Source organism: Rhodococcoides fascians A25f (genome assembly GCF_000760935.2).
Classification (GTDB): domain Bacteria; phylum Actinomycetota; class Actinomycetes; order Mycobacteriales; family Mycobacteriaceae; genus Rhodococcoides.
On sequence record NZ_CP049744.1, the window covers coordinates 2,186,694 to 2,201,610 of the forward strand.

Annotated in this window: 16 protein-coding genes; 7 read left to right on the forward strand and 9 right to left on the reverse strand. The window is 63.1% G+C overall.

The features are described 5' to 3' along the window. Positions 1-66 precede the first annotated feature (66 nt). Together BH93_RS10405 and BH93_RS10410 are read right to left on the reverse strand one after the other, a co-directional pair. On the reverse strand, positions 67-1,131 hold the full coding sequence (locus BH93_RS10405) for a hypothetical protein (protein WP_155291122.1): 1,065 nt from the start codon (positions 1,129-1,131) through the stop codon (positions 67-69). Between the two features lie 45 nt (positions 1,132-1,176). Then, entirely contained in the window at positions 1,177-1,653 is a 477-nt protein-coding gene (locus BH93_RS10410) for a hypothetical protein (protein WP_242459178.1), read from the reverse strand. 118 nt (positions 1,654-1,771) lie between these two features. On the opposite strand from BH93_RS10410, the gene BH93_RS10415 reads away from it, so the two are divergent. The 4 genes from BH93_RS10415 (at position 1,772) to BH93_RS10430 (ending at position 4,982) form a co-directional block, all read left to right on the forward strand. Next, positions 1,772-2,104, forward strand: a complete 333-nt coding sequence (locus BH93_RS10415) for a putative quinol monooxygenase (protein WP_052065914.1) — start codon at positions 1,772-1,774, stop codon at positions 2,102-2,104. 60 nt (positions 2,105-2,164) lie between these two features. After that, positions 2,165-3,346: a lipase family protein gene (locus BH93_RS10420; RefSeq protein ID WP_037177182.1), complete on the forward strand. Its 1,182-nt coding sequence runs from the start codon at positions 2,165-2,167 to the stop codon at positions 3,344-3,346. 353 nt (positions 3,347-3,699) lie between these two features. Next, complete coding sequence (locus tag BH93_RS10425) at positions 3,700-3,870, forward strand: hypothetical protein (protein WP_155291123.1); 171 nt, start codon at positions 3,700-3,702, stop codon at positions 3,868-3,870. A gap of 83 nt (positions 3,871-3,953) precedes the next feature. Then, positions 3,954-4,982, forward strand: a complete 1,029-nt coding sequence (locus BH93_RS10430; protein WP_032379279.1) for an LLM class flavin-dependent oxidoreductase — start codon at positions 3,954-3,956, stop codon at positions 4,980-4,982. 9 nt (positions 4,983-4,991) lie between these two features. On the opposite strand, the gene BH93_RS10435 is transcribed toward BH93_RS10430, so the two are convergent. Both BH93_RS10435 and BH93_RS10440 read right to left on the reverse strand, forming a co-directional pair. Further along, positions 4,992-5,699 (reverse strand): enoyl-CoA hydratase-related protein, encoded by a 708-nt coding sequence (locus tag BH93_RS10435; RefSeq protein ID WP_032379278.1) that lies wholly within the window; start codon positions 5,697-5,699, stop codon positions 4,992-4,994. Between the two features lie 59 nt (positions 5,700-5,758). Continuing rightward, complete coding sequence (locus BH93_RS10440; RefSeq protein WP_052065824.1) at positions 5,759-6,877, reverse strand: hypothetical protein; 1,119 nt, start codon at positions 6,875-6,877, stop codon at positions 5,759-5,761. Positions 6,878-6,990: 113 nt separating this feature from the next. Between BH93_RS10440 and BH93_RS10445 the strand changes: the two genes are divergently transcribed. Next, entirely contained in the window at positions 6,991-7,272 is a 282-nt protein-coding gene (locus BH93_RS10445; protein WP_037177183.1) for a DUF7218 family protein, read from the forward strand. 1 nt (position 7,273) lies between these two features. Here BH93_RS10445 and BH93_RS10450 read toward each other — a convergent pair whose 3' ends face one another. The 4 genes from BH93_RS10450 to BH93_RS10465 form a co-directional block, all read right to left on the reverse strand. Continuing rightward, positions 7,274-7,762 carry an SRPBCC domain-containing protein gene (locus BH93_RS10450; protein WP_037177184.1) on the reverse strand — a complete coding sequence of 163 codons (489 nt, stop codon included), beginning with the start codon at positions 7,760-7,762 and terminating at the stop codon, positions 7,274-7,276. Between the two features lie 7 nt (positions 7,763-7,769). Next, on the reverse strand, positions 7,770-8,819 hold the full coding sequence (locus BH93_RS10455; RefSeq protein WP_242459179.1) for a helix-turn-helix domain-containing protein: 1,050 nt from the start codon (positions 8,817-8,819) through the stop codon (positions 7,770-7,772). A 9-nt stretch (positions 8,820-8,828) separates the two neighbouring features. Then, positions 8,829-9,800: an alpha/beta hydrolase gene (locus BH93_RS10460; RefSeq protein WP_037177186.1), complete on the reverse strand. Its 972-nt coding sequence runs from the start codon at positions 9,798-9,800 to the stop codon at positions 8,829-8,831. Between the two features lie 96 nt (positions 9,801-9,896). Continuing rightward, positions 9,897-11,585 carry a nitroreductase family deazaflavin-dependent oxidoreductase gene (locus tag BH93_RS10465; RefSeq protein WP_037177190.1) on the reverse strand — a complete coding sequence of 563 codons (1,689 nt, stop codon included), beginning with the start codon at positions 11,583-11,585 and terminating at the stop codon, positions 9,897-9,899. 112 nt (positions 11,586-11,697) lie between these two features. Here BH93_RS10465 and BH93_RS10470 point away from each other — a divergent pair, with 112 nt between their 5' ends. Next, a complete protein-coding gene (locus BH93_RS10470) occupies positions 11,698-12,291 on the forward strand; it encodes a TetR/AcrR family transcriptional regulator (RefSeq protein ID WP_242459180.1) in 594 nt (197 codons plus the stop codon). Positions 12,292-12,383: 92 nt separating this feature from the next. After that, entirely contained in the window at positions 12,384-14,003 is a 1,620-nt protein-coding gene (locus BH93_RS10475) for an MFS transporter (RefSeq protein WP_037177791.1), read from the forward strand. Here BH93_RS10475 and BH93_RS10480 read toward each other — a convergent pair. Then, positions 13,996-14,892 carry a glucose 1-dehydrogenase gene (locus BH93_RS10480; protein ID WP_037177194.1) on the reverse strand — a complete coding sequence of 299 codons (897 nt, stop codon included), beginning with the start codon at positions 14,890-14,892 and terminating at the stop codon, positions 13,996-13,998. The two genes, BH93_RS10475 and BH93_RS10480, sit on opposite strands and share 8 nt — an antisense overlap. Between the last annotated feature and the right edge of the window lie 25 nt (positions 14,893-14,917).

The window sequence follows — 14,917 nt, forward strand, 5'->3', positions numbered from 1 at the left end:
CCCCTCGCAGACCATTGTCATGCGATGAGCAAGTCGGTTTTCGTAAATAGCTGCCGACAGTCGTTCTCAGGTCAGTCGCCGGACTCTCCACATTCCCATGCCACTCGCAATGAGAGCGAATGTGAGCATGAGGCCGGTTTCGATGGCTTGGAATCGCCAGAACTTGTCTTCGGTGTAGAAACGGATGTCGTAGCGGTCGACGCCTTGCTCACGTAGGCACTCGTCGAATCGTGCTGCACGATCGAGGGTTTCGAGTCGAGTGCGCTCCGTACGCTCCTCGTTCGTATCCCCGGGACGTGGATTCCAGTAATCGTCCGGGTACGGCTGCGCGCAACGATCTGTTTCAGGTCTTATGGCCGCCCCGCTGGCGTCGACGTACCCGGCGTGAACGACCCACGTTCCATCGGTGGTGTAGTACGGGTCCGGGGGATATTCCGATTCGCGATACAAGCCGTTGATCGGTTCACTTTCGACGGTGGGCGATCCGTAGTGCTCGCGTGCGATCCACGTGAACGCCACCGGAACGAAGAAGAGAAAAATGAAGAGGGTGGCGAGCATGGACATAACTCCGCTGCGAAACATCAGCACCAACGTGCTCCCGACGAGCAGCATCAGCAGTGTGTAAGCACCCAGAACGACGCCGGCTGTTTCGAAGTGAGGGAAGTCGAACCACGAGAAACTGAGGGACGATCCAACAAGGACGCTCGAGGAATCCCGAGACAGGCCCGTTGCCCAATGCAGTGCCAAGCCGAGACACGTCATGTCCGCCGAGATGGGTAGGAAGACAACGATGACGGGCGCGAGGTACCACTTGATTCGACTCGTGGACTGGGTCAGCGCCAACACATGGGTACGTGCGTCCACTTCACGGGCGAATGCGGGGACTCCGACGAACATCCCAAGCAGCAACGGTAGAAGCAACGCACACAGCGTCGACAAGGTCAGTGCGGTCTCCGGTCTGCACGGCCCGACATCGTTCCATCGAGAACACATTCGCAAGAACGACCACGATACCTGCGGATAGCGTGGAACGTAGAACCCAGCCGTCAAGGTTGCCACGATCAGGATCGCGATGATGCTCAGCGAGATCAGCAGCGATGTCCGGTTCAGTCGCCACGCAGACCACATCACGGACGTAACCGCTTATCCATGAGCTACGACTCCGGAGCGTGTGTGTCACGCAACGGCGAACCGCACAGTGTTTGCCAACGGATCGAGGTATGTCGTGCTCACGGCGTTGGTCGCGACAGTCATCGAACCCCCACCCGATGGCATCGGAAAGGTGATTTCTCCTGTCAGTGGCTCGAACGCCCGAGAAGCGAAGGGCAGCAGGATCAATCGATTGCCGCTTCCCTGCCCGTTCCCTCCGGCGGCCGACCAGTAGTTCACGAATATTGCGTTGTGACACTGACCGGTGAAGAAGGGCAGCCACGACACGGACACCGTCACCTGCCCCGGCCTGTCGTGCGGTGTATGGACAGTTCCCGTCAACTGCCCACTGCACGGTACCGAGAAGTTCTCTCCCAGTGAGTAAGCGACCGGCAGAGGTGTGAATTCCGCGTGGTGCGCATGCGCCAGCGCCGGAACGCAGACCGTCGACGCGATGGCCGCACCCGCGACGACCGCCAATCTAGCCACAGCTCTCATGATCATGATCGGCGACACTACAGGCCGGACAAATCCGGCTCTGGTATCAACGCGTCACCGTCGAATGTCCGACCCATGGTGCATGATCGCTGGCATTGGATGCGTCGACCGAAAGGAAAGCGAGATGTCAACAGAACCCGAGGCCGGCCCCGGCGTCACGGTGGTCGTCTCTCACACGACCCAGCCGAACCAGCGCGACGCTGTCCGAGCCCTGTGGGAAAAGCACATGGCTCCGGCTGTGCTCGACAATCCCGGGCATCTCGCGTACTACTACTGTCTCGATTCCGACGATCCCGATCGCATCACTGCGTTTCAGCACTACCGCACCGCCGAGGATGCGGTCACATTTCTCCAGCGTCCCGCTTATCGGGAGTACGAACGTGAAGTGGCACCGCTGTTGGCCGGTGCACCGCAGGTACGCACCCTTGTCCCGACATGGATCAAGTCGGGAAACTAGCGGGAAGACGGCGAACAGCGAATGCGGATCAGCACTCGGGGCCGCATACTTGGCCGCGAGATGAGACTCCTTTCCGTCACCTTCGCCCTCTCCGTCCTTATCGGGTCCCTCGTTCTGTCGGCCGCACCCGTCTCGGCGGCACCGGGTAGTGCCGATTTCTACGGTGCTCCCGTTGCCGATTTGGAGGCGTACGCACCTGGGTCCATCGTGCGCCGAGAACCCGTGCCGCAGCTCGACCTTCTGGGCTCGCACACCGAGCGCATTCTGTACCGATCTGCCGATCCCCGTGATCGTGCGGTGGCGGTGTCGGGGCTTCTGGTCACACCGAACCGTCCGTGGTCGGGTCCTGGACCGCGGCCCGTGATCGCTTATGCGCCGGGCAGTTACGGGATCGCCGACCGTTGCTCGGGTTCCTCCGAATTGGGACTGACAACGACGATGCCGGCGCTGCTGCCGCTGTTGGCGCAGGGGTACCAGGTGGTCACGACCGACTACCAAGGTCTCGGAACCCCGGGCGAGTACGAGTTCCTCGGCCGGGTCGCCAGCGGCCGTGCCCTACTGGACTCGGCCCGGGCCGCGGCACGTGAGACCGACGCGCCCGTCGTGCTCTACGGCTACTCGGCGGGCGGCGTCGCGTCGGCTGCCGCCGCAGAGCTCGCCTCCACGTACGCGCCCGACGTGTCCGTGGTCGGGGCCTTCGTCGGTGCCGCACCGACCGATCCTGTGGTCCGCGTCGAAGGCCAGGACGGCTCCGCGTGGGCCGCGACAATGCTCTATACGATCGACGGCCTGATCGGCGCGCACCCCGACCAGGCCGACCGAATCCGCGCTCTGTTCAATGATCGCGGACGGGCAGCTCTCGATGCGGCACTGGCCTTCTGCAACACCGACGCGCTCGCCTACGGATCACTGCGGTCCGAGGACCTGACTGGGGACGGCACGTCACTGAGCGCGCTGATGCTGGGTCCCGTACTGGGCCCACTGACGGCGGCGAACACCGTTGGATTCACCGCGCCCGCCGTTCCCGTGATGATCGTTCACGGCATCCACGACCGTTCTGTCGAGATCGAGCAGAGCCGACTCCTGACGCAGCGCTGGCGCGCCGCCGGAGGTACCGACATCATCGTTCGGGAGTTCGATTTCGGAACCGATCTCGTTCCCGCAGTCGACCATACGGCCACCAACATCGCTGCTTACCCCGAGTTGCTCGAGTGGATCGACCGACTTGTCGCACAGGCCTGACGCGGTACCCGGTACATAGTCAGTGATGTAGATCACGCGTGAGCGATGTGTGCTTGCTCGTGTTCGATTCGACTTACTCGGCGCAGCTACCAGGTACACGGCGTACCGGAAAGGCTTGCTGCTTCGAGAAAGGGACCAACAGAACATGATCACCACCGGAAACGAGGCCACGGTATGAGCAGCCGCAGAAGTCTCTCCAGCCGACTCTTCGAGGGTCTCGGCCGCATCACATGGGGCTACGGAAAGCGAAAGCTGGACGAACGGCGCGCACGTAAGCGCGGAGGGCGATAAGCCTAACGGCGAGTGTGCGTAGGTTGTCCGATTCCGGCAACCTAGATCGGTACGGTGCAGGGATGGACGGATTCGGAATAGGCGACGGCGTGACACCGCTGAGCGGGCCCATGAGTGGTGTCTACGGAACCGTGGTCTGGTTCTACGAGGAGATGCACCAACTGTTGGTTCGCTTCGGCGGCAGTCAACAGATGTACTTCGCGGGGGACGAGTTGAAACGCTGGGGAGAATAGACGCCCCTTCTGGTCTGCCGCGGAATAATTGAAGTTTCACCTACGCTGACGAATACGTCCATCATCGATCGAAAGGTCCCATCGTGCATCTGGGCGTCGACAGTTTCGTTTCTTCCGTGACCGACCCGACGGATGGCCGGGTGATCGCTCCAGAGGAACGCATGAGTCACCTGCTCGAGGAGATCGCACTCGCCGATCAGGTTGGGCTGTATTCGTTCGGCATCGGCGAGCATCATCGCAGTGAGTACTACGACTCGGCCCCGTCGATCATCCTGGCTGCCGCGGCTGCGCGAACCGAGAACATCAGGCTAGGCAGCGCCGTCAAGGTACTCAGCGCAGACGATCCGGTGCGGGTGTTCCAAGAGTTCGCCACCCTGGACCTGATCTCGAAAGGGCGGATCGACCTGGTCGTGGGTCGCGGTTCCTTCACCGAATCGTTCCCGCTGTTCGGTCTGGATCTGGCCGATTACGACTCGCTCTTTGCCGAAAAGTTGGACCTCCTGCTGCAGATCCGCGACAACGTGGAAGTCACCTGGTCGGGTCGGCACCGTCCGGCGCTCAACCGTCAGGGGATCTATCCGCGCCCACTGCAGGACCCGTTGCCGATCTGGGTCGGTGTAGGTGGCACCCCTGAATCCTTTGCTCGCGCAGGACTTCTGGGACTCCCGCTGATGATCGCCATCATCGGCGGCGAGCCACGCCAGTTCGCTCCGCTCGTCGACCTCTACCGCCGCGCCGGCGCGCAAGCGGGTCACCCGCCCGAGCAGTTGAAGGTGGGTCTGCACGTGTTCGGCTTCGTCGCCGAGACAACCCAGGCTGCAGCCGACACCATCTATCCCGGCTGGAACGAGATGTTCACCAAGATCTCCCGTGAGCGTGGATTCGCCCGACCGAGCCGGCAACAGTTCGACGCCACTTCCGGCCCGAACGGCGCGTTCTTCATGGGCGATCCGCAGACGGTGGCAGACAAGATTCTTCGAGTCGGGGAGCAACTGGGCGGTGTGGATCGACTGTCGCTACAGATGACCAATCCACGGCTGGCGCACCGCGATCTGCTTCGCGGCATCGAATTGCTCGGTACCGAGGTCGCGCCCCTCGTGACTGGAAAATGAGGCGCCTACCTAGTTCGAGGCCCATTCCATCTCGTCGACGCCGGCAACCGGGTTGAGCAGTGACCGAATTTCGTTGGCGTACATCGTTCGCTTGATTTCGCCGAGAACGTCGCCTCGCGTTCCGGCCAGTTCGCCGGCGCGAGCGACGGCGTCGTCGAGCAGTGAATCGGCGGTCGATACGGCATCGACCAGTCCGAGTGCCATGGCGTCACCTCCGCCGTAGCGGCGTCCGGTGGTGAGTGCCTCGTGGAAGGCATGGGGCGCCAGTCTCGCTCGCACCATGTCGACGGTTCCCGGGCTGTAGGTCGCGCCGATGTTGACACCGGGGAAACAGAGGAAGCCGCGATCGGATCGCATGATCCGGTAGTCGTGCGCCATCACGAAAAATGCGGCACCACCGAAAGTGTGTCCCTGCATGGCCGCGACCGTCTGCATCGGAAGCGTCAGAAAGCGCACCAACATCTCCTGAACGGTGCCGATGAATCGGTTGATCTGGTCGAGGTTCTCGGCACCCCACGACAGGTCCACTCCGGTGGAGAAGTACTTGCCTGTCGCTGTCGTGACGAGCGCAGCAGCACCGGAACTGGCCTGGACCTCGTCGAGCAGAGTGTTGATCTCGGCAACCCAATCCGGACTGATGCGGTTTTCGGTGTCGTCGACACCTCGGCTTCCGAGGTTCAGTACGAAGACATCGGCAACTCGTTCGAGGTATGGCATATCCCGAACGTACCCACATATGGTTGTTCTCACTCACAACGCCGAGGGTTCGACGGTGGTCACGAGGACGCGCTCGCCGACTCTCGACGTATCAGTTCGCGGTGACCGTAGGTGGCACCGAGAATGTCCTCGCGATTTGCCACGGAGGAGCCGACTGCGCCTGCCACCGTACCCAGCGAAGCGGCGAGCCATGCGAGGGAAAGATAGTCGCCAAGAGTTGCGTCGCGACCGATCTGTGTAGTCAGGAAGTCCGGCGAAATGACCACCGCTGCCGAGAACAGTACGACTGCGAACAGCAGCGCGTACATGCAGAGCGCACCGGTCAGGACCGTTCCCAGAGTGGCTGCGTTGTACATCCAGCGATCGATCGTCGAGCTTCGGAACGATCGTTTCTCCCACAGCCCGTTGGGGAAGACGACCCACACCGTCATGGCGATCACCGCGGTGACTCCGATCATCGCCAGTCGTCCGAGGCTCATCGACGCTGCCATCTGCCAGATGCTCGCGTAGAACACACCGAAGGCGGACGCTGCGCTCGCGGCTGCAAGCGCGCTCGACAACGTGGGAACCAATCGCCACGGACGATTACACCGAATCATTCCCGATACCAACCTGATTCGCCCGAATATGCTCGACGTCAGGAGAACTTCGGCACCTTCCCCGGAATCACTCGGAGCCCAGCGAGAGCGAGAGTATCTCCGTGGTTGCCGTGAGGGGTCGTCGGCTTCGATCAACTCGTGCAACACCGCCAGTGCGGCCGAGACGGCGCGTCGCCGGACCGCCAGTGTTCCGAAGGAGGGCACGTACAGGGCGCCTGTCGTACCGCCGCGAATCTCGGCGATCACCGGGCGCGACCCGAGACGGCGAGGAACCTCCGAGACACACAAGACGATGTCGTAGTTGTCGGTGGCTTGCACCGATGCCAGCCATTGACCGAGTGGGGCGGCACCGGTTGCGGTGGGTGGGAGCGGAACCGATGCTCCGGACACCCGTAATTCTCGCCGGTGCCCGTCGATCATCGCGTGATCGGGCAACTTCTCGATGATGGCGGACGCGACGGTCGACGCGAAGCCGTCGTCACTGACCACACCGACCGAGAGGGGCGCGACGTCTGCGTCGGTGGCATGTGTGTTGTCGGTGGTGTCCGGGCCCGCTGAGGCCGGTCGATCCAAGTGCATCCAGTTCGCTTACCCGATGACACTCGATGCACACCACGCGTAGATGGGTTTGTCGTCCTGCACACCGGGTAGGGCTCCAACAATCGATGTAGTCCAGCGAGAGGAAGTTTTCGATGCCGGCGAAGAACAACGAAACCGAGAACCAGCCGCAGTTGAAGGATCAGGGCCTGTACGAGAAGCTTCGCGAAGAAGGCAACTCGAAGGAAAAGGCTGCTCGAATCTCGAACGCAGCCGCGAAAGAGGGCAGGGAGCAGATCGGTGAGAAAGGTGGGAAGTCCGGATCCTACGAGGACTGGACCGTGGACGAATTGACCGACAGAGCCAAAGAACTGGGCCTCGAGGGTTACTCGAAACTGAAGAAGGAGGAGCTCATCGACGCGCTCCGACACCACTGATTCATTGCGGGCGCAGCGATGTGTAGTACTCCTGCTGCGCGGGGTAGTAGTCGTCGAAACTCGGGAGGGGGTTGCCGTTTCCGGCCGCGACGAACATGTCCAGGTAGTACTCCCACCCCGGTCCGATGTCGCCCAGACCGTCCGTGCTTTCGCAGCTGTGTACGAGCACGAGAACGGTCGCTGTGTCTCTCTCGGTCAGGCGGACCTTGAGTGGCCACTGGCCCTCGCCGGTCATCCGTACTGCCAGGAGGCCCGGTGCCTCACATGTTTCGATGATCATGTCCGAGGCCGGCTCGCCCTCCTCGAAACTCATGGTGACTCGAATGGTGTCGCCCGAAATGCGCTCCCACGGACCGAACCACAGTGCCGTCCGGGACGATTCGGTGAGGCGCGCCCACACGTCCTCGCGTGGTGCAGCGATCGTTCTGCTCAATTCGAGGGCGAAGCCGGTGTCGGTGGTTCTCAGTGTCCCCGTAGGTATCGGTGCCATCGAGTGATTATGCGACTCCGGTACCACTGCCGTCGAGCACCATCATCATTGCCGTTGCACGGGCACGTTGCTCGATGGAATCGACCGGATAGCCGACCGCCTCCGATATCTTGGCCAGACGATGCGCGACGCTGCTGTGGTGCAGATGCATCCGGTCGGCGGTTGCACGCAAGCTGCCCGAACCCAGATAGGTGCGGAGGGTGCTGATGAGCTCGACCCCGTGAGTGGTCGTGCGAAGTTCGGCTATGCGTACGAGATCGGGAATATCGCTGATTGCCAACGTATTTCCCTTCGCCAACAGATTCAATGCGCCGAATCTGTCGGCGATCACCACCGGCTCGAGCTCGCAGGCCTGTGCCAGAGCGAACCGTGCATTTCCGAGATGTCGATGGAGTTCGGACGCCGTCAGGGCCAACGAAACGCCTATGCAACCGGAGCCCACGAGGGCTGCGGACGGTTCACCCTGCAGTAGATACATCGCGTGGTCGTCCACCGAGATCGGGGTGGATCGTCCGGCGGTCGGCATGCTGGTTTCCGTCGGAGAGCCGGCAGCAGCAATGGCAACTCGTACCCGTGCGGTCGGCTCGATGTGCAACGCGGTCAGCGAACTCAACAGTGCGATGTCGTCGATCGGAAACAACACCGCTCGGGTGTGTTCGGCGGTGGACAGTGTGTGCCGGGGTACCAGAATGATGGCTGCGGTCAGGGCCATTCGATCGACGAGCATCTCGTCGAGTGCCAGTGCAGGGCCCACCCGCTCGATCCACACCGAGCCCATCACCACGTCGTCGACGATGACGTCCTTGGTCGCAGACCGCTCGGCGACGGCCTGGGTGAGCCAGCGGCCCTTCGGATCGCACCGCGCATGCCGGCGGTGTCCGCCTGACGTGCCGACGACGTCGATTCCGACGACGCAGTCGGCCAACGCCGCGCTGGCGCGCAGCATCGCGGACGTGTCTGCGCCGTGCCTGATCAGTGCGTCGAAATAGTCGATCACGCGCACCAGACCCGCGGAGTCGGCGTCGAGCTCCGCGAGCCGGTACATCAGTCCCTGCATGGACCGACGCTACGAGGCGGGTACACGAAGGCGCAAGCCCCGGCGAAGGGCGTCCAACGCCTCGGCATGTCCGCGCTTGCTCACCTCCGCGGTCGCCAGCAGCGCGGAGCCGTGGAACGTGCCGGGGAAGGAATGCAGTTCGACGCTCACTCCGGCTCGCAGCAACCGCACCGCGTAGTCGATGCCCTCGTCGCGAAGCGGATCGAGCTCCATCGTCGAGACGTACGTCGGTGGGAGACCGGCAAGATCGGTGGCGCGAGCCGGGGCGGCGTAGATCGAGACGTTCGGGTCGTCCGGTCCGCTGTAGGACTCGCCCAGGTAGTACTGCCAGGACAGGATTGCGTTGGGGCGGTGCCACATCGGTGTATCGACGAACTCGGTCATCGACACGGTGGTGAGGCGGTCGTCGAGTTCGGGGATCTCGAGCAACTGGAACGCCACCGGAACGACGCCCTCGTCGCGAGCTCGGAGAACCGTTCCGGCTGCCAGGCCACCACCGGCGCTCTGCCCTCCCACGGCAATCCGCGTCGGGTCGATTCCCAATTCGTCCGCGTGCGAGTGGATGTACGTGAGCGCGGCGTAGCAGTCGTCGAGGGGCCCGGGAAACGGGGTCTCGGGGGCGAGCCGGTACTCGACGCTCGCCACCGCGAATCCGAGTTCCCGGACGACATCCACGCAGTAGGGATCACTGGAAGCGGCTGTCCCGATTGCGAATCCGCCGCCATGGATCCATACCAACACGGGCAGCGGCCCGTCCGACTGCTCCGGCGTGAAAAATCGGACGACGACATCCGGAGCACCGTCGAGCCCGGGGGCGGTGAGCTCGCGTAGAGAAACTCCGTCCATCGACAGATCGGCGAGCATGGCATCGAGGAGTGAGGTGAACGTCGACCGCGCCGACGGAACGTCGCCGAAATCGATGCTCGGAAGCATCGTGACGGCTGCGGCGAGTTCGGGGTCGAGAGTGGGGAAGTTGGTCATGCACCAATCATCACCGCGGGTGTGGCCTGTGTCACTTGTCGCGTGGAGGAATTCGAGTCCACCCCGTCCGACGGGTGTCGGACCAAGCGAGACCGGTCAGTCGTCGAACTCGATACGAACCGAGATCGGGGTGGTCTGGAGCGCTCGGAAGCCGGCACCGATGATGCGTCCGAGTACCGGATTGTTCGAGAAGGATCGTGCTCGGAGGGCGACGTCGTCGTCGGGCGCGAACGTTGCTGTTCCGGTGCGCCACCGGCTGCCCACGCGAATGCGGATCCTCGGCTCGCCGGTGATGTTGGCTCCCCAGCCGGATCTGGTTCCGTGTTGGGAGATCAACCACGCACCGGAGTCGTCGAAGGACGCCGACACCGGCACGCGCCGGGCGAGCCCGGTTTTGCGGCCCACCGTCTCGATGTCGGTCACCAGCGAGGTGGTCACACCGATGGATGTCAATCCGTTGACGACGGGATTCGCGACGTATTTGCCGATCAAGCGCTCGCGTCGGAACTTCGCAGCACTGGCAGCGCTGGTGGGATTGCCCGTGCCGCGACGGTTACGGAACGCGTCCCAGCCGTTGCGCTGCACCATCGTGGCCGCAGTCTTCCACGCCGGACGGCTCGAATTCGGTTGCCGCCCAGCGCCGATGAGCTGCAACTGGTCGGTGTGCCACTGCAGATCGAGAGCGCCGTTGATCTGCTTGAACGCGCTGGACTTCGACGGGACGCGCAGAGCCACGCGCGGCGACTCGACCCGATCCAGCGTGCCGTCGACCAGAGAGTTCGCGACGGCCGGGTCGAGGGCCGTTGGACGGCCGAGACCCACCATGTCGCACTCGCCCGACTGGACCGCCGAACTCATCACCGAACGGGTGCGAAATCCTCCGGTCACGGCCAGTGGCACCGTTCCTGCGGCGTCGCGTACCGTCCGCGCGTATTCCAGGAAGTAGGCCTCGCGCGCTCGGGTGCTCGAGGTGCCCATCATTGCGGGGGATTCGTAACTACCACCGCTGATTTCGATCAGATCGATGGATTCGCGGACCAGATGCTCGACGGTGATCCGCGATTCTTCTTCGCTGAACCCGCCGCGCTGGAAGTCTGCCGAATTCAGTTTGATTCCCACGGCGAAGCTGGGGGACACCGTTGACCTGATGGCGCGGACCACTTCGAGAACGAACCGCATTCGCCCGTCGAGGTCGCCGCCCCAGGCATCGTCGCGTTCGTTGGACAATGGCGACAGGAACTGAGACACCAGGTAGCCGTGTGCGCCATGGATCTGGACGCCGTCGAAGCCGGCCGACTCGGCCACAGCTGCTGCCGTAGCGAATCGATCGATGATGTTGCGAATCTCGTTCTCGCTCAACGCTCGCGGTGCCGGAATGCCCGGGATGTTGGGGGCAATGGCGGACGGTGCGACGGGCTTGGTGCGGGTGACGATCGGATTGGCCTGTCGGCCCGGGTGATTGAGCTGCATCCAGATGGGTGCACCGCCGTCGGATGTCGCCTTTGCCCACCGAGCAAGTGCGTCGCGGTCGCGGTCGTCTTCGATGACGACGTTGCCCGGTTCTCCGAGATGGGATCGGTCGACCATGACGTTGCCGGTCACCACAAGGCCGTAGCCGCCCGCACCCCATTGGCGGTACAGCGTCTCGAGGCGGGAATCGGGTGCATGCTCGGCCGTCGCCAGTCCCTCGCTCAGAGCCGACTTCATCACGCGGTTCGGCAGGATCTGCCCGCAGGCGAGTGTGAGAGGGCTGCTCAGGTCGACGACCTCGGTGTCGGGGGACATGGCGTTGCTCCGATTCCAGTGAATAGCCGTTGCGGGCTATGCTCAGCAGCATAGACACTGCGACTCTAGGTGTAACTCCGCGTTACGTCAATAACGGTCGAGAAGGGTTCGAATGGCCAATCGGAGTAGCGCGCGGGCAGACATGCTGCGCAGCGCCGCGCAATTGTTCCGTCGGCGTGGAGTGGAAGCCACCTCGCTGGCCGACGTCATCGATCACGCGGGCGCGCCGCGTGGCTCGATCTATCACCATTTCCCTGGCGGGAAGCCTCAGCTGGTGGAGGAGGCAACGCGAACCGCGGGTGCCGCGATGAGTGCGATGATCTCGGCCGGCCTGGCTTCGGCCGGTCCGGCGGCAACCGTACGGGCGATCATCGACGGATTCCGCAGCGAGCTGCTGGCGACGGATTACGTTGCAGGGTGCCCGGTCGCGCCTGCTGCGCTCGAGGGGCTGCATGCGCCGGCCGCTGTCACGGCGGCAGGTGAGTCCTTCTCGTCCTGGGAGGACGTGATCGCGGCGTCCCTGTGGCAGCGTGGATTGGCCCGCGAGCGGTCCTACACGTTGGCGACTTTCTCGATCGCCGCCATCGAAGGCGCGCTGATCGTGGCCAAGGCGCAGCGATCCACTACCGCTCTGGACCGGACGGAAACCGAACTGTTGGGCCTGCTCGGGGCGGTGCTGGACGCGTCGAACCCTCCTCGTCCGTGAGCCGGGCGCAGTCGGCGCTGTTGCTATAACGCGCAGTTACAGTTACTTTTCCTTCGAGAGCTATGCCGATCGTCATAGCCGAAGGGATCCTCATGTCGTTGCCTACAACTTCCCGTCACCGAGCAGATGCCCCGCCGCGGAGTCGGCGATACCTGGCGCTGCTCGTCATCTGCGCAGCCGAGTTGCTCGTCGTACTCGACAACACCGTCGTCAACGTTGCGCTGCCCTCCATGGGGTTGCAGCTTCGTGCCGATATCAGCGGGCTTCAGTGGGTGGTCGACGCGTACACGCTGACGTTTGCCGGACTGTTGCTTGCGTTCGGTCACCTCGGTGATCGTTACGGCCGCAAAAAAGTAATGATTCTCGGGCTGGCCGGTATTGCGGTCATGTCCGTCGGCGGCGCTCTTGCCGCGGATCTGGGGCAGGTAGTCCTGGCTCGGGCGGCAATGGGTGTGTGTGCCGCAGCAGTGTTCCCGGCAACCCTCGCGCTGATCATCAATATCTTCACCGACGCCAAGGAGCGTGCGCTGGCCATCGCCGCCTGGACTGCGATGGCAGGTTTCGCGATCGCAATCGGCCCCACAGCAGGCGGCTTTCTGCTCGAGCACTTCTCGTGGCACTCGGTGTTCTGGATCAATGTTCCTGTGGCGCTGCTGGTTCTGATCGCGGCTGTGTGGTGTGTTCCGGAATCGCGGGCCGAGCACGTCGGGAAATACGACCCGCTGGGTATCGCACTGTCGTTGGCCGGTATCACAGTGCTGGTGTGGGCGATCATCGAAGCGCCGCACAATGGATGGTTGTCTGCGACGAGTGTCGTTGCCTACGTTGCCGGTGCGGTCGCCCTTGCGGGGTTCGTCTGGTGGGAGCTTCGGACGCCATCCCCGGTGCTGGACCTGAATCTGTTTCGGAACAGGCGGTTCTCGTTGCCGGCCTTGGCAATTGCCGTCGCCTATTTCAGTATGTTCGGCTTCCTGTTCATGATCACCCAGTACTTCCAAGGTGTGATGGAGCTGACGCCGCTGCAGTTCGGCATCCACTCTCTGCCCTTCGCGGTGTCCATCGCGATCGGCGCACCCATGGCCACGGTGATCGCACAGCGCATCGGAACTACGGCCGTGATCGTCTTCGGCTTGGTGGTGATGAGCGTCGGAATGTTCATCGCCGGCCAGGTCAAGGTCGAAACCCCTTATCTGGGGCCGGTCGTGGTGTCGATGGTCCTGATGGGCCTTGGTTTGGCAATCGTGCAAGGCCCGGCCACCGAATCGATCATGTCTTCGGTGTCGCTCGACGAAGCAGGTGCGGGCTCCGCGGTGAACGACACCACCCGGGAGGTCGGCGGAACCCTCGGAGTTGCCGTGCTCGGATCGATCGTCGCGTCGATCTACACCGCACAGGTGAGTCCGAGAATCGACGCCATACCTGACGCGATCATGGAGCCGTACCAAAAAGCGTTCGCGCGCGAAACGGTTGTCAGCGTCATCGAGATCGTGAAAGCGCCCACCAACCCGATCTTCGCGACGCAGAAGGCGGACCTGATCTACGCGATGAAGGCGGCCTCGTTGGAAGGCTTTCAGCTCGCATCGTTCGTCACCGTCGGAGCCGCCATGGCGTGCGCAATCGCTGTTGCGATGTTCCTGCCGTGGCGACGCCCCGAGGGTAGCGGTGTGCTTCTGGCGTGGCGTGACCACACAAACGCCGACGGGGTCAGTTGAACGGCGTGCCGCCGGTGACGGCGATGGTCTCGCCCGTGATGTAGCTCGACTCGTTCGATGCCAGGAACACATACGCCGGAGCCAGCTCCGCGGGGTGGCCGGGTCGTCCGAGAGGAACGGTTTCGCCGAACTTCTCGTACTTCTCGGTCGGCATCGTGGCCGGGATCAGTGGGGTCCAAATCGGTCCTGGTGCAACGGCATTGACTCGAATCCCACGTGCTGCCAGGTCGCCGGCGAGACCCTTGGTGAAGGCCACGATTCCCGCCTTGGTGGTGGCGTAATCCATCAGCTCCGGTGATGGATTCGATGCCTGAATCGAGGTGGTGTTGATGATGGTCGCGCCTGCGTCCATGGTTTCCGCAGCGCGTTTGGAGATCCAGAACAGAGCGTACAGATTGGTCTTGAGTACGCGATCGAACTGCTCGGTGGTGATGTCGGCGATGCCGCCCATCTGAGCCATCTGAAACGCGGCATTGTTGACGACGATATCGAGTCCGCCCAGAACTTCGGACGCGGTGTCCACCAGCTGGACACACTGATCTTCGTCGGTCAGGTCACACGCGATCGCCCTGCCTGCTCGGCCGGCACTCTCGATCAGGTCGACGGTGGCCTGCGCGTCAGGACCCTCGGATTCGAGATGAGCGATGACGACATCGGCCCCTTCGCGAGCAAACGCCAATGCGACGGCCCGCCCGATTCCCGAATCTCCGCCGGTGACCAGGGCCTTGCGACCGTGCAGACGGTCCGATCCCCGGTAGGAGTTTTCGCCGTGATCGGGCGCGGTCACCATGTCGCGCGTCAACCCGGGGTGGTCCAAGCGATTCTGCTCTGCCCGCTCCGGCATCGGGAACGCGGAAGTGGGGTCGGTCTTGCTGAACTGGTCGGACATTGTCGATCCTCGCCTCGGTGCATGA